Raw genomic sequence first — 16,634 nt, 5'->3', positions numbered from 1 at the left:
GAACGCTGTTCACGAGTAACCGATCCTTAATCAAAAAAGCGGAGAGGCAGGGATTCGAACCCTGGGGCCCCTTACGGAACCAACTGCTTAGCAGGCAGCTGCCTTCAGCCACTCGGCCACCTCTCCTCCAAGCACACGTAAAATTGGACTGGCAATATAGACCAGTTGAGACTACCAGACAAGCGGTTTTCGGGAGAATATCCCTAATGTTTGGCGGGCGTAAGTTGCGACATGACAATCTGATGCCCCTCCAGCAGCAGTTTGCACTCGCGGAGATCTTCGACGATTTCGCGGTAAATCAAACCAAAGTAAGCCTTCACTCCGGTAAAAAGCAGCTCTTCCGCCACGACCCGGGCATCGCGCAGTTCCTGTAATTTTGCCTCGACTTCAACTCTTTGCTTCTCAAGCGCTTCCATGTTGGCCGGAAAATCCTGCTGAAACGCCTCCAGTTTTTTCAGCGCCGCCAATCGGTCCGCGCCGAGCTTCCCATCCATCTGCAATCGATACAGCCCATACAGCGCTTCTTTGACGCGCTGACTATCGGTCCGCAAACGCGTGAGCTCTTTGTTGATCTCGAAATGGCGTTGCATCAATTCAGAATTGTAGGCCACACGAAGAATTGTCAGCGTTCCGGCATCCGAACCAAGGACCGATGCACGGACCTCTTTGACGGCACGGGTTTCGCCGCCGACGATCTTGCCATGTTTCCCTTTGACCACAACCGAGCCGCGCGCGGTCGCCTGACAATTGATCAGCTCGCCGCCGATCGTCAGATCGCCGCCGCAGACCAAATGTTGTCCCTCGGCGAATTTCAGCGTGATATTGCCGTCGGCATACATCTTTCCCGAACCGTTGCCGAAGAACCCACCCTTGACCATGATATTCCCTTTCACGGTCACGGTGCTGTCCTCGACATTGCCGTTCACTTCAAGGTCACCATCGACCGTGATGTTGAATCCGGCTTTGATATCTCCCGTCACCTTGAGCGAACCGCGGCAATCCAGGTTTCCCACGTTGTGGTCGACATCGCCGCTGATCAACATCGTATCCTTGACTGAGATCTCGCCATGCCGATAGACGATCGCCCCCGGAACGGATGCCAGCAACGACAATCCATCGTCGGAGACCTTGGTGTTGGCGCCATGGCGGAACGGCAGTTCGCGACCGGCCGCACCGCTGACCTCTTTACCGGTGACGGTCATGCCGGGAACGCCATCGGTTGGAAGGGTGCGGGTCGCCAGGACCTGATTTGCTTCAGCGTTTTGGATGAAGTGAATATCCTTGTAGTCGATATGTCCGCGGCCATCAACATTTGGACTGTGATTATTGGCCGGGTCGAACTTGTACTCGAAACGACTGCTTTCTCCTTTGATCGGCGCATTTCCCTGCGCCACGATCATTGGAGTATTGTACGTTTTGTTTGCCAGCGCGGTCTCGATCATTTCGGTCTTGATGCCAAACGTTACGCCCGCTTTGCCCAGATCGATGGTGATCTCTTCGAGCGTCAACGGCGGTTCACCCTCATTCGGAGGATAGATGACCATCAGGGCTGTCATGGAGTCCTTCGAGATCGTCACTCGCGTGCGCTGACGTAATGTTGTCGAAGTACTCTCTGCCATGCCCCGGGCCCCGCCTGTCAGGAAAGTGGTTCGGCCGCGCGCGCCGCGGCGGACATGATCCGCCAATAGGCCCGCTCGACTACCAGTGAAATTTCGAAACTCTTGAATGGTTTGGTGATGTATTCATCTGCGCCAAGCAACAGCGCGTCCTTGACTGTGAACGTGTCGCCGTAGGCCGTCATCATGATGACGCCGATCTCCGGATATTTGGTCTTGATCACTTTCAGCAGTTCAAATCCGTTCAGCTTGGGCATTTTGATATCGGAGATAACGATCGAGACCGACTCGGTGCTGAGCACTTTGAGGGCCGCTTCACCATCTTCGGCGGTCAGGATCTTATAGCCATCGCGGGTCAGGATCTTCTCCAGCAGCGACCGCATCATCGGCTCGTCATCAACGGCGAGTACGGTGATTGACGTTTTCATTCTTTGGCTCCCATTTTGTTCTTCCGCACAGCGGAAGTGGCTGTCGTAGCCGACTTAGACATACACCCGCGTTGATAGTAACGCTGAGCCGATCTCTTGAAGGAAATCCTCCAGCATGACCGGTTTGTACAGGACACGGCACGCCCCCATTACGCCTGCCTCGCGCACCAGCTTGTCTGTCGCATTTCCGGTGATGATGATGACCGGAAGCTGCGGTGCGACTTTCTTGATCTCGACGAGGGCATCCAGGCCGGAAAGCTCCGGCATGACCAGATCCATCGTCACCAGATCGTACTTGGATTGCTTGATCTGTTCGATCGCTTCTGTCCCGCCGAGTGCAAGGTCGATCTCGAACGCGTTGGACAGCGCGCAGTAGTCGCGAAACACTTCGCGCACATACCGCTCGTCATCGACGATCAGAATCCGGAACGGGCGACCACGGTCTGTGGCGGCCTGGCCCAGTTTTTCAAGGGTAGAATCCTGCATACGTATCCTATTCTCCACTGCGTTGAGCCCCCGGTTCGATCAATTCGACCTGAGGGTCGCCCATACGTCAGTTATCGACAATTCGTGAGATTCCTTGACGTACCATTGACTTACCCGAACGAGGTCGTTCAGGCGCGAAATTCTTTGGATTCGGCCAGCGTCGCCAGGATATCGCCGCATTGGTCGAGGATCGACCGCAGACGAGTCTCCATACGGTCCTGCGGAATGTTTCCGGATGGAACGTCGTAAATCATCCGTTCCATGTTGCGGGCGGCATTAAGGATACCCGTCAATTCCTGGACCACGCGAACCGTGCCGTTGACCAGCTTGATAAAGTCCGGCTCCATCTGATTGAGCTTCTCGGACTGAGTCTGGCTCTTCGCCTTTGCCAGGTAAATAGCCAGATTCAGCGCCAGCGTGCGGACCTCTTCGCTCAGGTTGTCAACGTCTTCCACCACGGTCAGTGACCGCTGATGTTTCCGATCTATGGCGGTCGCCTTGGTCGTCTTGGTCTGTTCTGCCATGCTCTCTCCGGGTAGTTATGCTTTGGAACGAGTGACTGTCGTGGTCGCGCGTCCCTGCCCCTGACGGGCCAACTTTAATATGGTCTGATTGACGGTCCGAATGCGCAGGGCCGCCTCTTCCATCCGGCGAAAGCGGGATAGTTCTTTCTGAGTTGAGGCTGCACGGCTTGCCACCAGGCACTGGACATGCCCAATGATAACCGCGAGCGCTTCATTGATCTCGTGATTGAGCGCGACCATTTTCCCGGCGACCGTACCCAGTTCGCGACCCGCGGCAATCTCGCCGGAGCTTTCCGTCATGTAACGATTCAGCCGTTCGATCTCGCGCGTGGCTGTCTCCAGCCGTTTGCAGAAAAGATATCTTTCGAGCGATGCCGATATGGCATCGGTGATGCTCTCGATCAACTCGGCAGATGCGCTGTCAAGCCCGCCTGCCGCTTTCGTTCCAACTACCAGTACTCCGAGTGGAGCAGAACCGATCGGCAGTGGAGTCGCCAGCATGCTGGCAAAATCGCGATCCGGATCAAACGCCAGGTTGGCGGAACGATTTTTCAGCAGTAACGGCTTTTTTTGCAGGGCCGCCCATCCAGTCAATCCCTGGCCCTGCCCGATCGCCAGAAATCCGGCCAGTTCGACACGTTTGCCGACCGAAACCAGCTCATTCAATTGCTGATGGTGCGAATCGAATTGGTAGATAGTCAGCGCATCGGCGCCTATCGCGGACTGCACTTCCTGAAGAATCGCTGAGAGCGTACTCAGCTGGGTCGGTTTGTTGCGCGATATCCGCGCCAGCGTATCCGCCAGGTTGACCACCGGTTTGGCTTTGCGGGGCCTGCTACTTTTTGGCTTGCGGCTGCGAGACGTACTCACGGTCGTTCCTCCCAATTGGCCCCCTCACTTGTTCGACGATATGGGCAACTAGCTTGTCTTCCAGTCTGCCGAAGAATTGCACTTTGTCCGGCGCTGTCAGCCGAAGGTCCGGGTCATTGATGTCGTCATCCATCGTCGCCTGCCAGGCGCGCGGCCCGACCTGCTCGACCATGAACGGCACTGCCCGAATCTGCTTGCTCCGGGCAACATCGATCAACCGGATCTCTCCCTCGATCACCCCCCAGGTCTCGAACTTGTGGAACAATAGCGGGACATGAAAACTCTTCCGCTTCTCCAGTCGTTCGCTCTGGATGACCACGACAACCACATACTGCGCCTGATAGGGACGTGCCCAATCGGCGATCGCCTGGTCATCAAGTTCATCCGTCGGAAACGCGGAATCAAGTTCCCGGATCGGTTCCGCCGGTCTGACCTGCAGATTGGGATCTCGGGTCAGAACGGTTGCCAGTTTCTCGTAAATGCGCGAGTCATTCCAGGCCGGAGAAGTCTGTTCTACCCTGACCATCACCAGACGGTCAGACGCCGTAACAGACGCGGCTACCAGCACCAGAAGGAGAAGGCTAAAATATTTCATGATCCTTGCCATGCGCATTCTGCTGAGTCTGCTTCACATATTTGTTGAGCACGGTGCGGATCGATTCATCGAATCCAACCAATTTGCTGGAGAGATGCGACAACTCCTCACGCGTAAACAGGTCGTTCAAGTCCTGCCGTCCGATGAATTCGATGCCGACCAAATAGCCGGACTCGTCATCATCAACTCGCTTTACCAGGCCGAGCACATGCTCGATATTCTCTACATCCTGGAGCGTAAAACGCATCGTGACCACATCCCCTTCATTCACCGGCTGGTGCACTTCGACCAGTACGCCGTTGGCTGAGATGTTGTAGATCAGTCCATCAATGATTCTCCGCTCACCTTCCGGCCAGTATTGGCCGCCGATATCGCGAATCTTGCGAAGTTGCATCGGTGATGAGATCTCGAGCCGGACATAGCGGCGGCGTTCATCCCGTTCCAGTTTGAACGGTCGGGCGACAGTCATTGTCTCGGTTTCGGCTCCGACTTCCTGAATGAACTTGACGCGGTCTTGTTGGCGTGACATAGCAATCCTCTTACAGTAACGGGTTATCCGTTTCAGGCGTCCATGCCTGAATGACTTTGTTCAAGCGTTCGCGATCGACCACCGAGTAGCTGAAAACTACCGACGGCAATTCGCGCGCAGTTGTGGGCGGAAGAATGCGACCCGCCACCTCTTTGGTGACGAACTCGACTCCGACTCGATATTTGTTCTCCTGGGTGGGGTGACAATGACGCACCTGCCCGAGGATCAGGCTCGGAAAAACCGAGTCTTTAAGCGAGATATTCATCAGCAGATAGACATCCCGCTCGAGATATCCGGGGACATCGAGCAGCACGCCGCCCGATGAGAAGTTCTGGGTGGCAGTCCCGATCCAGCGAAGTCGCGCCAGGTTCTTCCGTGAGAATGTGCTCATCGGGAACGGGGCGAGTCGTACTTCGGTGTTCAGTTCGATCCGGCGGTGGCGGCGCTGCGATAGCGGAACAACCTTTTCATCAAGATGAAAGGTGCATCGTCCGCCGGCTGTCCGCTTCAGGATCGCCTTGACGGAAACGTCCTGTCCCTTATAAGGGAACTGGACGACGACATGCTGATTATTTACCAGATTTTCGATCGCGTTCTGGCGCCCGACCCCATCCACCAACATCTGGCGTCCGGTGATCGATACAACGCGAGTCCGCATCTCTTTCCCGGGACATTGATCGGAGAATAGATTGATCTCTCGACCGACGAGGTACGAGAGGTCAAGCAGTTCTCCCAAAATACTGATGGTCTGGGATGCGAGTTGGGCTAGCGGATCGGTCATCTTAGAGCAGTCCTTTCCGGCGCAATGACACCTGGATCTGGAAAATGTGGCTCACCAGTCGATTCTGCGCATGATGGTCGAATTGCGAGATCTCCGGAGGGAGCGCTTTCAACTCATCAGCGCTGAAGTGTTTGCGCAATTGTTCGGCGAGAATAAAGGAGGCGCCGCAGAAGTACTCGTTTTTGCGCGTGAATCCGCGCATACAGATCGCTGCCACGGTTTCGGGAAGGCCGATCTCCGACAGAAGACTGATTCGCGTCAGCACTTTGGTCTGACGATCGATCAAGCCATCGGCTCGGAAGAGCACTCCCCCGCCGCTGATATCAACCGTACTCGTCTGTATCCAGCGGGCGCGATCATCCAGCGTCTGCCACTCTGCCACCGGCAACACTTTGGCCCAGGACATCCGCTTGGTGATATCCACCCGCACGAACAACCGACGCTGAACGCGCTCGATATGCCGTGGCGGATTGAGCAAATACTGGTGTTTGGTCTTGGACATCGACCGACGGACGGTCGAATTGAATTCGTAGACCGCATCCTCACGCGTGATGATCACTCTGACCGGGGCATGTTCCGTCAGCAGCGAATTGCCGTGGAGAAACTCCGGCTCAGTGATCACAATCCCGCCGTTGAGAAAATCCTGAATGCGGGCAAGGTAATGTCCGGCCTGATCTCCCTCGCCGATGACGAGCTCGACCTTTTCCCAGACCTTAAGCTGGTTGATGGCATGCAGGGCGGTGGTCATAGTCATATCGTTTATGCCGGACGGGAAGCCGCCAGGTTGTTTCTGCCTTGTTCGATCGCCAGTTCCAGGATCTTCTTGGCCAGCGCCACACGCGACTGGTCGGAACGATTCTGGTAAATGAACTCCTGGCCGCTTTTGATCGTGCTGGTGAAGTACTGCTTGGCTTCATCGTAATCGCCGATGCGACGGGATAATTCCGCGATCAGGTACGAGGCCTGGATCTGCTGATTGCCCGGGGCAATATCATGCCCGTTGGCAAATGCCTCTTTGTAGAAGTGGACGGCCTTCTCCAGAGCTTCCCGCTCATTGGTGACCGCGCCGCTCCATTGACGCTTGGTGGCGGTCAGGAACTCGTGGAATGAACTGTGCTTGCCAAAACTCGCCTGTCCGGTGCTCTCTCCGCCGCCGAAGATCGTCGTGCGGTATTCGTCAAGCAACGAACGCATGCCGTCAAAGTGATCATCCAGACCGCGGCCATGGTCGGTCAGTTCGCGAAGTTTTGTTTCAAGCCGGTCACGATGCGCCAGCATTTGTGAGCGGAATTCGGCCGAGACTTGTGGTGCTTCGAAATGGCCGGTGACCCGCTTGGTCAGTGCATTTAACTGTGACTGAACCGCCGCTATCGCCTTCTGCGTCTGGCCGAATTCGGTCTCAACTTCGTGCAACAGACCTTTGATCAACTGGTGATTCGGGTTCTCTCCTCTTTCGAGATCACGGAAAACCCAGGCGATGCGCAAATAAAAGCGCCCGACATCCAGCCGGCTGTAGTGATCGGCCAACTGTTCATCGAAGATCGCCAGCAACAACTTCAGGATCGCCGATTCATTCGGGAAGCGGTTGACATCCACTGACTCGCCGATCAGCTTGAGCGCAGAATCGGCTCCCGCCAGTTGGTCGAGATGTTTCGGCTTGACGGTTTTCAGACGATAGGTCTTGAAATTGGTGTCGCTTTTCCAGTCGCGGTAGTTATTGGAGAACTCCCGGGAATAGTAGCAATTGGTGCAGGTGGCGATGAAAAATACGAGCGGATTGTACCCCTGGTACCTGGGGAAACGCCACTTGACATTGGTGGGACAGAAGTCCGTGTCGCGACCCTCTTCGGCGTATGCGCCGACGCGGATCGTCTCAAATTCATTCAACTGCTTGCAGATCGGACATTCGACGCGAAACAGCAGGAACGGGCTCTCGGTGGCCATGTGCTAGCTCCAGGTATGTTTAGGTTATTCGTTCGATAATAGTGCCAGCTCGCCCTCAGATATCGGCAGCAGGCTACGGATCTTATCCCGGTTCTGTCCGGACTTCAGCATTTCTCGCGCGATCCGGATCACTTCCACCCGGTTGCGCTGGTAGCGAGTCGCTTCGGCACGAAGACGCTCCCGCTCTTCCAGATCGGCGTCGCGCGACGCGTTGCTGGATGCCAGGCTGACATATTCTGCCCGACGTTTCGTGTCGCCCTGACGCGGTTCGTCGAGCGCCGGAGCTGATTTAGTTTTGGTCGCCGGCACGGCAGCGCGCGAGCGATTCGTGAACATCGAATAAAGCACCAGCCAGAAAGCTCCGGCGGTGACGTATGCGCCGACGTTCAAGAGAGCGTCGATGATGATGTCGCGTGAAAGTTCCATTTTCACTGATCCTTTCCTATCCTATGCGGTCAGATCGACATGGCGAGGAGCATCCTGCTTCGGCTCGCCTTCTTCGGTCGCTGACTGATCTTGTGTCTCTGTCTCTGCTGCATCCTGGACCACCGCCTCGATCTCGACTATGTCTTTCTTTTTCCGCTTCTGTTCTTCGTCTTCGAGTTCGGCTTCCATCTCTTCGCTGAACTTCTTTCGTTCTTTCTCTTTGTCCGTCTCCTGCGCCTGTTTGACGCGCCCGGAGCCGGGAAAAAGATTGCTTCGTTCCAGCGGTAGGATCGGGTTGTCCATTTGCAACCTCCCTGGGTTTTCCGCTGCTTACGCGGTCAGGGCGAATTTCTCCTTGACCATGGCCCGCAGCTTCATCACCGCACGAGTGTGTATCTGCGACACGCGGGATTCGGAGATGGTCATCACCTCGCCGATCTCCTTGAGTGTCAGTTCTTCGTAGTAGTACAGCGCGATCACCAGCTTTTCCTGTTCGGTCAGGCGATCCATGGCGAGGACGAGGAATGAGCGCAGTTCGCCCTTTTCGATCTCGCCGAGAATGGAATGGCCCAGGTGATCCTTGATCGTCTCGATCCGCGGGACCTGGCGGTTATCGTCTTCGCGATAGATCACTTCATCCAGTGAGAGGATGTTGGTGCTGGAGACATCATCGATAGCCAAGTGTAGTTCCTCCTCGGAGATCTTGAGGTGTTTGGCCAGTTCAGCGATCTCGGGCTGGCGGCCAAGTTCGTTCTCGAGCAATGTCATGGCGCGGTCGATCTCTCGCGACTTGGCGCGAGTCGAACGCGGGACCCAATCCAGAGCGCGCAGTTCGTCGAGAATAGCGCCGCGAATACGCGGTACCGCATACGTCTCGAACTTCACGCCACGAGTCGGGTCGAAATTGCCGAATGCCTCGATCAATCCGATGACCCCGGTATTAACCAGATCAGACAGCTCCACCGACCGCGGGAATCCCATTGCCATGCGGGCGGCGACTGTGCGCACGAGCGGCAAATACTTGTTTAGCAGCAGTTGCCGATTCTCGGTGTTGCGACACTTTTGATAGCGGGTCCAGTCGTGCGTCGACACATCCCACTTCTTCACCCGCTTGGTGGCCGGTGCTTCGAAGACTGCGATAGCGACTGGTTTGGCAGCTTTGGCTACACGAGCGACTTTTGTGGTGCTCGGTTTACGCCCGCGTTGTTTAGTCGTCTGCTTGTTCTTGCTAACCATTTGTCCGTTATCCTCTTGTATCGGCTGTTGCCGAGTCTTTTTTTATCAGATTCAGAGAGTTGCGAGAGAAAGCGAACCCCTCCGTCAGGGTGCGGGACAGCTCGGTAAACGACTGACAGATATGAGCTTGACTGTCAATTGCATATACCGACCGCTGCGCCGCGATCGCTTTTCGCATGATTTCTGCCTCGGGAATCGAGCCAACCAGCGCCACGGGACGTCCCAGGAAGCGGCCGGTCAGTGCCGAAAACTTGTCTTCGATGAAGAGAGATTCGTCCTCAGACTGCGTCCGATTGACCACCAGTCCACAGCTCACCGCGCTGCCTAGCGAGATGAGATGCTTGTAGAGTCCATATGCATCGGAGAGTGAGGTCAATTCGGGAATTGCTACCAGCAGTACCAGATCGGATGCGTGCGCCATCATGGCGGTCTGATTGCTCCGTCCGGAAGAATGATCGATCAGGATGAAGTCGTACTCGTTGGCATCTTCGCGAAGTCTCTGCACGAGCGACGCGGTGAAACGCATGTTGCGGCTTTCGCCCAGCGTTTCGTGCCAAGTGGCCGGCAGCAGATCGAGGTTCGGCGCCAGCGTAAGACGCGCTTCCTGCAAACTCAACTGCTCGGAGGCATATTCACCGATGCCGAATTCCGCCGCGACATTTGCCAACAAATGCAAATCACCGCATCCGAAATCAGCATCGACCAACAATACCCGGGCCTGTTGGGATGACAGCGCGACTGCCAGATTGAATGAGATCACCGATTTCCCCACCCCTCCCTTTCCGGAGAGAATAGAGAGCATGCGCGGTGACGGCGCGGACGTGTATGACTGCGGAAGAGTCAGCTTACGCATGGGTCTCCTCCGTCAGCAGCATCTTGGTGAAGTTCGCGGCATCGGGCGTGACGACAGTCCCGATCCCGGCCGGCGAATTGGTGAGATAGCAGAGCGGAAGCTGTGAACTGCGCGACGCGGCGATTGCTGAGCCCCAACGTTCGGTCAGGTCAAGCATGGTGATGACCAAATGAGTGGGAGCAAATTCGGCCAGATGCTGCATGATCGCTTCAGCGTCGGTAGCGCGGGTCAGCGCGGAAACGACGGCGATGCGATAGGTCGGATTGAGCGCCTCAAGCTGCTCGCGCAATGTCACCAGGTGCTGGTGTTGGCGCGGCAGGGCCGGCGTGTCGATTAGAGTCAGCCCTTTGGTTTCTGCCGTCGTGCGAGCAGTCGCAAAATCTATCGCCGGTGAACCGAGGATATCAGCGTAACTGGAAAGCTCTTCGAATGCGCCGATCTTGACGGTGTCGAGCGTCACCAGGCGGATCGTCTGCTTCTCCTGGAAAACCAGCTTGGCGGCAAGTTTGCCAAGAGTGGAAGTCTTGCCTGATCCGGCAAAGCCCAACACCGCGATGCTGTCGCCGGCCTTGAATGTCACGCCGGGGAGCATCATCGAAGTCAGCGAATCAGTCAGAAGTGTGCGGAGTGAAGTGGTTCCATCAGCCGAAGCTACCAGTAATTCGTTAATGAACGACTCAGGCAGGTCACGGTCGGCGAGTCTGGCGCGAACCTGTTGTTGCTGACCATTTGCTACCTGGCTAGCCAGTATCGTCAGGATCCGGTCGACTTTCTGTTCGAGTTGGTCGATCCGCGTAGAGGCGACCGGAGCAGAAACAGCGGCTTCGGCTTTGATCGTCTGTACGGTGATCGGCGCGGGCGCGGATGGCGTGCGACCGGTTTCGACCTGCGGGAAATTGGCGCGCACGACCTGACGAGTCGTCACTTTGGGAGCGGCGACCGGGCGTTCCGGTTCGGTGGCGAGCGCTTTGTCGGCGCAGGCAGTGATCTCGATCCGTTCAGGGCCACGTCCGCCCTGCAATTCGCGAGTTTTGAGGACGACGGCATCGGCGCCCAACTCTGCGCGGACCATTTTCAGTGCGGCCGCGGCTGATTCAGCAGCGTACGTCTTAATTATCATCTGACAACCTCACCATTCCCACCGAGACCAGTTCAGCGGTCGGCAGGATTTCGTTGTAGGAGATGACCGCCAGCGACGGGAAGGAAGCTTCCACCAGGCGGCGCAGTGCGAGTCGGATATTCGGCGAACAGATGACGGCGGGAGTCAGGCCGGCTGCCTGCATCCGCTCCGCCTGTTCACCCAGCTTGCGCAGCAGCATGTCGGTCAGTGACGGATCAAGCACGAGCATCAATCCCTGCTTGGTGTTCTGCACTGAATCGGAGAGCTTCTGTTCTATCGCTGGATCCAGCGTGAAGACATTGATCTTGCCGGTGTTATCTTTGTAGAGTTCAGTGATCTGGCGCTTGAGAGCCATCCGGACATACTCGGCCAACACATCGGTCTCTTTCGTGACCACGATGTAATCAGAAACAGTCTCAACGATGGTGGCGAGGTCGCGGACCGGTATCCGTTCGGATAAGAGCGCCTGCAACACTTTATGCAGCGTGCCGAGCGATATCATTTCCGGGATGACCGATGAAACCAACGCCGGGAAATCTTCTTTGAGCGTATCGACCAGATGCTGAATGTCCTGGCGAGTGACGATCTCTGATGACGACTGGCGGATCACCTCGGTCAGGTGTGTCGCCACCACTGCCGTCGGCTCGACCACGGTGAACTGCTTGGCTTCGGCGATATCGCGAAGATTCGGCAGCACCCAGGTAGCCTTGAGACCAAACGCCGGCTCCTTAGTGTCGAATCCATCCAGATGCTCCACCAGATAGCCGGGATTGATCGCCAACAGGTGGTCGGACATCAGTTCGAATCCGGCGACGCGAATACCTTTGATCTTGACTTGATATTCGTTCGGTTTGAGACGGACGTTGTCGCGAATGCGAATCGGCGGGACCACGATACCGAGCTCGGTCGCCAACTGCTTGCGAATGGTCGAGATCCGTTCGAGTAGATCGCCGCCCTGATTGGAATCAACCAGTGGGATCAGGCCGTAGCCGATCTCCAGGCCGATCGTATCTACCTTGAGCAGATCCTCGGTCCGTTCGACCGGCTTCTGCTTCACCTCTTTCTTTGTCTGTTCCTGCTTTGTGGCGGCAGCAGCGCGGTTCTTCTGCGCTTCATGCGTTACGTAGCCGATTCCGCCAACCAGCAGACCAAGCGTGATGAAAGTCAGGGTCGGCATGCCGGGAACGATCGAGAACAGCAGCAGCACGCCGGCGGCGATCATGATCGCGCGCGGCTGGCGGCCGAATTGCGTCGACAGATCCGCACCCATGTTCGACTGCGAGGCCGAACGAGTGACGATCAAACCGGAGGCGGTCGAAACCAACAACGCCGGGATCTGCGTCACCAGGCCGTCACCGATCGACAGAAGCGTGTAGGTCTTGAGCGCTTCCTGGATCGACATGTCATGCATGGCGACACCGATAATGAAGCCGCCGATGACATTGATGATGGTGATGAGGATACCGGCGACGGCATCGCCGCGAACAAATTTAGAGGCGCCGTCCATGGCGCCATAGAAGTCGGCCTCGCGCGAAATTTCTTCGCGACGGGCCTTCGCTTCAGTTTCTGAGATAATTCCGGCGTTGAGATCGGCGTCGATCGCCATCTGCTTGCCGGGCATGGCATCGAGAGTGAACCGGGCGGCGACTTCCGAGATACGTCCCGCACCCTTGGTGATCACCACAAACTGGATCACAACCAGGATGGCAAAGATGATGAAGCCAACGACGTAGTTCCCTTGCACGACAAAGTTGCCAAACGAGTTGATCACTTCACCGGCATATCCCTGTCCCAGGATCAGTCGGGTCGAGGCAACGTTGAGCGACAAGCGCATCAGCGTCACGACCAGCAACATTCCGGGGAATACCGAGAGGTCGAGCGGACGCGTGATATACAGCGTCGTCATCAACACGACCAGCGAGAAGGTGATATTGAATGCCAGAGCGAAATCCAGCAACATCGCCGGGATCGGAATGATGAGGACGGTAATGATCCCCATCACTGCGACCGCGAGGATGATGTCGGAGCGTGACGCCAGTTGCGCCAGAACGTTCTGGTTTCCCTGCTGAGTCATCTTACTTGCTCACCTTCCCCTTCAGGCGATAGACATACGCGAGCACTTCGGCGACCGCACGGTAAAGCGTGTGCGGCACCATCTGGCCGATCTCGCACATTTTGAAGAGAGCCTGCGCCAGCGCTTTGTCCTCGATCACGGGGATGTTGTTTTCGTAGGCGATCTCTTTGATCTTCTGGGCGATCAGGTTCTGCCCTTTGGCGATAACGCTCGGCGCGTTCATCGATTCAGAGTCATACTTGAGTGCGACTGCATAGTGAGTCGGGTTGGTGATGACAACATCGGCTTTCGGGACATCCTGCATCATCCGCTTCTGGGCGGTCTGACGCTGGATCTGACGAATGCGCGCCTTGATCTGCGGCGAACCTTCGGTGTCCTTGTATTCTTCTTTGACTTCCTGGTGAGACATCTTGATGGACTTCTCGAATTCATAGCGTTGATAGGCATAGTCGAGGATCGCCAGGATCAGGATCGCAACCCCGATCTTCAGCGCGATGACTATAGCCAGTTTTCCGGTGGTAGCGGCGAGCGGACCGACACCCATGTCGGCCAGCATCATGAATTGGTCGGATTCCGACATGATCACTTTGTAGGCGACGAAACCGATGATGAACAGCTTGAGCGTGTCGCGGACCAGGGTGACCAGTGACCGAGTGGAGAACAGACGTCCGAACCCGGCGATAAAATTGAGCTTGTCGAGCTTCAGTTCCATTGCCTTCGGGCTGGCTTTGAAACCGACCTGCGCCACGTTGGCGATGAAGCCGATGATCATCATAGCGCCGAAAACGGGGGCTACGATGATGAGATACTTCATGAGCGAGTCGCCGTAGACTTTGACAAAGGTCGGATCGGACATGGCGATGGTCGGTGCGTTAGAGAGTAAGCCGCGCATCATTTCCATCGTCTGGCGAACCATGAGTGGCCCGAGTGCCAACAGAGTCGAAAAACCAAGCAAGATCATAAGAGCTGAGTTCAGCTCCGTCGACTTGGCAACCTTCCCCTCTTCGCGCGCTTTCTCACGCCGCCGAGGAGTAGCTTGCTCTGACCGTTCCTGGAAACTGTCTTCGGCCATGACCTACGCCCTTCCCAACGCGCCCAACAGGGTGATCAATTCGTTGTCGAGGTAACCGGTAGCCTTTTCCAACACGTAAGCAAAGACCGGCAGGGAGAGCGCCATGATGGCGATACCAACCGCCACTTTGACGCCAAAGCCGAGGAGGAAAACATTCATGGTCGGCATCATGCGGGAAACCACACCCATCGCGACATCCACCAGAAGCAGAGTCACGACCACCGGTGCGGCCAGCTTGAGCGCGATCACGAAGACATATGCGGAATAAGTCATGATCATCTCGCCGACCGCGCCGTTCATCACGACATGGCCCGCGGGGATCAGTTGATAGCTGTCATTGAAGGCGGAGATGATGACATGGTGGCCGTTGATCCCTAGAAAGATCAGCAGCGCGCAGAGGAACCAGAACTGGCCGAGCGTGGTCACTTCATGTCCCTGGTCGGGATCCATGATGCTGGCCATCGCAAAGCCGATCTGGTAGCTGATGATATCCCCCGCCATCTGAACCCCCATCAGCAGGAGCGAAAACAAGAACCCGATCGCCAGCCCGACAAAGATCTCTTTCGCCGCCAGGGTCACCAGCTCGCTCAGCGACTGAGCTTCGGGTACGGCCGCATTCGGCATCGCCGCAACCATGATCAAACCAAACAGCACCACCATGCCCAGCTTGGCCGGGACAGGGAAAGTGCGATGGCTCAGGATCGGGGCGATCAGAAAGAGGCCGGACGCACGGAGCATGATCAGCAGGAAGAGCTGAAGCTTGGCGGCGGCGAAATCTACGAAGTCGAACAAGGGCTAATCCTTACATAGTTCGGGTTATTCGCAGAAATACCATTTCAAACCGTGTGCCAAGGTGAAACGGCTCGCGAAAACTATGTAAGTGATTAACAGCTAATAACTTGACTGAGCTAATATGGACGCGAAAGTCTGATCGGGACGCTGGCTGTGGAACTATTTACCAGCGATGGTGGAAAAAAGTTCAAGTCTGTTCTAAAGTCTGGCCGGTCCATTATCCGACCAAAGTAGGAATGAGGTCAAACATATGGCGGGTGAAATCGGTCATCATGTTGATGATCCAGGGGAGGAAAATCAACAGGGCCAGCGCCACCGCCAGGATCTTGGGGACGATCGTCAGCGTCATTTCATTGATCTGCGTGACCGCCTGAAAGATCGAGATCACCAGACCGACTACCAGACCGAAGATCAGCATTGGTGAGGCGATCAGCAAAGTCAGTGTCAGCGCCTCTCTCCCTATCGAAATAACCATCTGTGGTGTCATTGTCTCTCTCCTTACATGTGGAATGATTCAACCAGCGATTTCACGAGCAGATACCAGCCGTCGACCAATACGAACAGCAGGATCTTGAACGGCAACGAAACGATGATCGGTGGGAGCATCATCATACCCATCGACATCAGCACCGAGGCGACCACCATATCGATCACCAGGAATGGAATGAAGATCACGAATGCGATCTGAAACGCTGTACGCAGTTCCGAGATGACAAATCCTGGGATCATCACGTGCAACGGGATATCGTCGGCAGTTTGTGGCGCCGGGAGTTTTGCCATGTTGACGAACAATGCCAGATCCTGTTCGCGCGTTTGCGCCAGCATGAATTTACGGAATGGCTGGACTGCTTTATCGAATGCTTCTTCCTTGGTGATCTTTTCATCGAGGTACGGTTTGATGCCGGTATCGTACGATGTCGTAAAGACCGGCGACATGATGAAGAATGTCAGGATCAGGGCTAATCCGACCAGCAACTGGTTCGGCGGCATCTGTTGAGTGCCGATCGCCTGACGCAGGAAAGAAAGGACCACCGCGATCCGGATGAACGAGGTCGTCATGATCAGGATCGATGGCGCCAGTGCCAGAATCGTCATCATGACGACAACCTGCAGGGTGACCGACAGATCACCCGGCGTGGCCGCTTTGCCGACCTCGACCGTGACTTTAGGGAGTGCCTGAGCTGAGATATCTGCTGCAACCATCAGGAAGCAGAGAGCAGCCAACAGGAGAAGCTTGGTTCGCCGCAGCATAATGTCCTATATCTTTCATGGTCAGCCCGCACATCCA

20 protein-coding genes and 1 tRNA gene are annotated in these 16,634 nt (G+C 56.0%); all 21 read right to left on the bottom strand.

From position 1 onward, the window contains the following. Positions 1-39: 39 nt before the first annotated feature. The 21 genes from IPH75_01510 to fliP all read right to left on the bottom strand — a co-directional run bounded on the left by IPH75_01510 (position 40) and on the right by fliP (position 16,597). Positions 40-126, bottom strand: a tRNA-Ser gene (locus IPH75_01510). Between the two features lie 77 nt (positions 127-203). Continuing rightward, complete coding sequence (locus tag IPH75_01505) at positions 204-1,619, bottom strand: DUF342 domain-containing protein (GenBank protein ID MBK7140739.1); 1,416 nt, start codon at positions 1,617-1,619, stop codon at positions 204-206. 17 nt (positions 1,620-1,636) lie between these two features. Beyond that, positions 1,637-2,044 carry a response regulator gene (locus tag IPH75_01500; protein MBK7140738.1) on the bottom strand — a complete coding sequence of 136 codons (408 nt, stop codon included), beginning with the start codon at positions 2,042-2,044 and terminating at the stop codon, positions 1,637-1,639. 54 nt (positions 2,045-2,098) lie between these two features. Then, positions 2,099-2,530, bottom strand: a complete 432-nt coding sequence (locus tag IPH75_01495; protein MBK7140737.1) for a response regulator — start codon at positions 2,528-2,530, stop codon at positions 2,099-2,101. 128 nt (positions 2,531-2,658) lie between these two features. Beyond that, positions 2,659-3,054, bottom strand: coding sequence for a hypothetical protein (locus IPH75_01490; protein MBK7140736.1), 396 nt, complete (start codon positions 3,052-3,054; stop codon positions 2,659-2,661). 15 nt (positions 3,055-3,069) lie between these two features. Next, entirely contained in the window at positions 3,070-3,924 is an 855-nt protein-coding gene (locus tag IPH75_01485; GenBank protein MBK7140735.1) for a GAF domain-containing protein, read from the bottom strand. Then, positions 3,890-4,519, bottom strand: coding sequence for a hypothetical protein (locus IPH75_01480; protein MBK7140734.1), 630 nt, complete (start codon positions 4,517-4,519; stop codon positions 3,890-3,892). The genes IPH75_01485 and IPH75_01480 overlap by 35 nt, the downstream gene beginning before the upstream one ends. Beyond that, positions 4,506-5,048, bottom strand: a complete 543-nt coding sequence (locus IPH75_01475) for a PilZ domain-containing protein (protein MBK7140733.1) — start codon at positions 5,046-5,048, stop codon at positions 4,506-4,508. Before IPH75_01475 ends, IPH75_01480 begins: the two co-directional genes overlap by 14 nt. A gap of 10 nt (positions 5,049-5,058) precedes the next feature. Beyond that, positions 5,059-5,829, bottom strand: coding sequence for a PilZ domain-containing protein (locus IPH75_01470; GenBank protein ID MBK7140732.1), 771 nt, complete (start codon positions 5,827-5,829; stop codon positions 5,059-5,061). 1 nt (position 5,830) lies between these two features. After that, a complete protein-coding gene (locus tag IPH75_01465; protein MBK7140731.1) occupies positions 5,831-6,577 on the bottom strand; it encodes a flagellar brake domain-containing protein in 747 nt (248 codons plus the stop codon). A gap of 11 nt (positions 6,578-6,588) precedes the next feature. Further along, positions 6,589-7,773 (bottom strand): DUF2225 domain-containing protein, encoded by a 1,185-nt coding sequence (locus IPH75_01460; protein ID MBK7140730.1) that lies wholly within the window; start codon positions 7,771-7,773, stop codon positions 6,589-6,591. Positions 7,774-7,797: 24 nt separating this feature from the next. Beyond that, positions 7,798-8,199 carry a hypothetical protein gene (locus IPH75_01455; protein MBK7140729.1) on the bottom strand — a complete coding sequence of 134 codons (402 nt, stop codon included), beginning with the start codon at positions 8,197-8,199 and terminating at the stop codon, positions 7,798-7,800. 21 nt (positions 8,200-8,220) lie between these two features. Further along, the gene (locus tag IPH75_01450; GenBank protein MBK7140728.1) at positions 8,221-8,502 is read right to left on the bottom strand and encodes a hypothetical protein; all 282 of its coding nucleotides are present in this window, start codon (positions 8,500-8,502) and stop codon (positions 8,221-8,223) included. 27 nt (positions 8,503-8,529) lie between these two features. Beyond that, entirely contained in the window at positions 8,530-9,435 is a 906-nt protein-coding gene (locus IPH75_01445) for a FliA/WhiG family RNA polymerase sigma factor (GenBank protein ID MBK7140727.1), read from the bottom strand. A gap of 7 nt (positions 9,436-9,442) precedes the next feature. Continuing rightward, entirely contained in the window at positions 9,443-10,288 is an 846-nt protein-coding gene (locus IPH75_01440; GenBank protein ID MBK7140726.1) for an AAA family ATPase, read from the bottom strand. Then, on the bottom strand, positions 10,281-11,408 hold the full coding sequence (locus IPH75_01435) for a hypothetical protein (protein ID MBK7140725.1): 1,128 nt from the start codon (positions 11,406-11,408) through the stop codon (positions 10,281-10,283). Before IPH75_01435 ends, IPH75_01440 begins: the two co-directional genes overlap by 8 nt. Then, the gene (gene flhA / locus IPH75_01430; protein MBK7140724.1) at positions 11,398-13,482 is read right to left on the bottom strand and encodes a flagellar biosynthesis protein FlhA; all 2,085 of its coding nucleotides are present in this window, start codon (positions 13,480-13,482) and stop codon (positions 11,398-11,400) included. Before flhA ends, IPH75_01435 begins: the two co-directional genes overlap by 11 nt. 1 nt (position 13,483) lies before the next feature. After that, positions 13,484-14,554 (bottom strand): flagellar biosynthesis protein FlhB, encoded by a 1,071-nt coding sequence (flhB, locus tag IPH75_01425; protein ID MBK7140723.1) that lies wholly within the window; start codon positions 14,552-14,554, stop codon positions 13,484-13,486. 3 nt (positions 14,555-14,557) lie between these two features. Beyond that, the gene (gene fliR, locus IPH75_01420) at positions 14,558-15,346 is read right to left on the bottom strand and encodes a flagellar biosynthetic protein FliR (GenBank protein MBK7140722.1); all 789 of its coding nucleotides are present in this window, start codon (positions 15,344-15,346) and stop codon (positions 14,558-14,560) included. A gap of 217 nt (positions 15,347-15,563) precedes the next feature. Then, a complete protein-coding gene (gene fliQ / locus IPH75_01415) occupies positions 15,564-15,833 on the bottom strand; it encodes a flagellar biosynthesis protein FliQ (GenBank protein MBK7140721.1) in 270 nt (89 codons plus the stop codon). A gap of 11 nt (positions 15,834-15,844) precedes the next feature. After that, positions 15,845-16,597 carry a flagellar type III secretion system pore protein FliP gene (gene fliP, locus IPH75_01410; GenBank protein MBK7140720.1) on the bottom strand — a complete coding sequence of 251 codons (753 nt, stop codon included), beginning with the start codon at positions 16,595-16,597 and terminating at the stop codon, positions 15,845-15,847. Between the last annotated feature and the right edge of the window lie 37 nt (positions 16,598-16,634).

The organism is bacterium (assembly GCA_016708025.1).
Taxonomy (GTDB): Bacteria; Zixibacteria; MSB-5A5; order GN15; family FEB-12; genus FEB-12.
The sequence above is the reverse complement of the archived record's forward strand: the minus strand, read 5'-3'. Positions and strand labels throughout refer to the sequence as shown.

What these genes read in the sequence shown, in the direction of transcription:
- IPH75_01505 (MBK7140739.1), bottom strand. Translation starts at nt 1,619, where the DNA reads ATGGCAGAGAGTACTTCGACAACATTACGTCAGCGCACGCGAGTGACG.
- IPH75_01500 (MBK7140738.1), bottom strand. Translation starts at nt 2,044, where the DNA reads ATGAAAACGTCAATCACCGTACTCGCCGTTGATGACGAGCCGATGATG.
- IPH75_01495 (MBK7140737.1), bottom strand. Translation starts at nt 2,530, where the DNA reads ATGCAGGATTCTACCCTTGAAAAACTGGGCCAGGCCGCCACAGACCGT.
- IPH75_01490 (MBK7140736.1), bottom strand. Translation starts at nt 3,054, where the DNA reads ATGGCAGAACAGACCAAGACGACCAAGGCGACCGCCATAGATCGGAAA.
- IPH75_01480 (MBK7140734.1), bottom strand. Translation starts at nt 4,519, where the DNA reads ATGAAATATTTTAGCCTTCTCCTTCTGGTGCTGGTAGCCGCGTCTGTT.
- IPH75_01475 (MBK7140733.1), bottom strand. Translation starts at nt 5,048, where the DNA reads ATGTCACGCCAACAAGACCGCGTCAAGTTCATTCAGGAAGTCGGAGCC.
- IPH75_01470 (MBK7140732.1), bottom strand. Translation starts at nt 5,829, where the DNA reads ATGACCGATCCGCTAGCCCAACTCGCATCCCAGACCATCAGTATTTTG.
- IPH75_01465 (MBK7140731.1), bottom strand. Translation starts at nt 6,577, where the DNA reads ATGACCACCGCCCTGCATGCCATCAACCAGCTTAAGGTCTGGGAAAAG.
- IPH75_01460 (MBK7140730.1), bottom strand. Translation starts at nt 7,773, where the DNA reads ATGGCCACCGAGAGCCCGTTCCTGCTGTTTCGCGTCGAATGTCCGATC.
- IPH75_01455 (MBK7140729.1), bottom strand. Translation starts at nt 8,199, where the DNA reads ATGGAACTTTCACGCGACATCATCATCGACGCTCTCTTGAACGTCGGC.
- IPH75_01450 (MBK7140728.1), bottom strand. Translation starts at nt 8,502, where the DNA reads ATGGACAACCCGATCCTACCGCTGGAACGAAGCAATCTTTTTCCCGGC.
- IPH75_01445 (MBK7140727.1), bottom strand. Translation starts at nt 9,435, where the DNA reads ATGGTTAGCAAGAACAAGCAGACGACTAAACAACGCGGGCGTAAACCG.
- IPH75_01440 (MBK7140726.1), bottom strand. Translation starts at nt 10,288, where the DNA reads ATGCGTAAGCTGACTCTTCCGCAGTCATACACGTCCGCGCCGTCACCG.
- IPH75_01435 (MBK7140725.1), bottom strand. Translation starts at nt 11,408, where the DNA reads ATGATAATTAAGACGTACGCTGCTGAATCAGCCGCGGCCGCACTGAAA.
- flhA (MBK7140724.1), bottom strand. Translation starts at nt 13,482, where the DNA reads ATGACTCAGCAGGGAAACCAGAACGTTCTGGCGCAACTGGCGTCACGC.
- flhB (MBK7140723.1), bottom strand. Translation starts at nt 14,554, where the DNA reads ATGGCCGAAGACAGTTTCCAGGAACGGTCAGAGCAAGCTACTCCTCGG.
- fliQ (MBK7140721.1), bottom strand. Translation starts at nt 15,833, where the DNA reads ATGACACCACAGATGGTTATTTCGATAGGGAGAGAGGCGCTGACACTG.
- fliP (MBK7140720.1), bottom strand. Translation starts at nt 16,597, where the DNA reads ATGCTGCGGCGAACCAAGCTTCTCCTGTTGGCTGCTCTCTGCTTCCTG.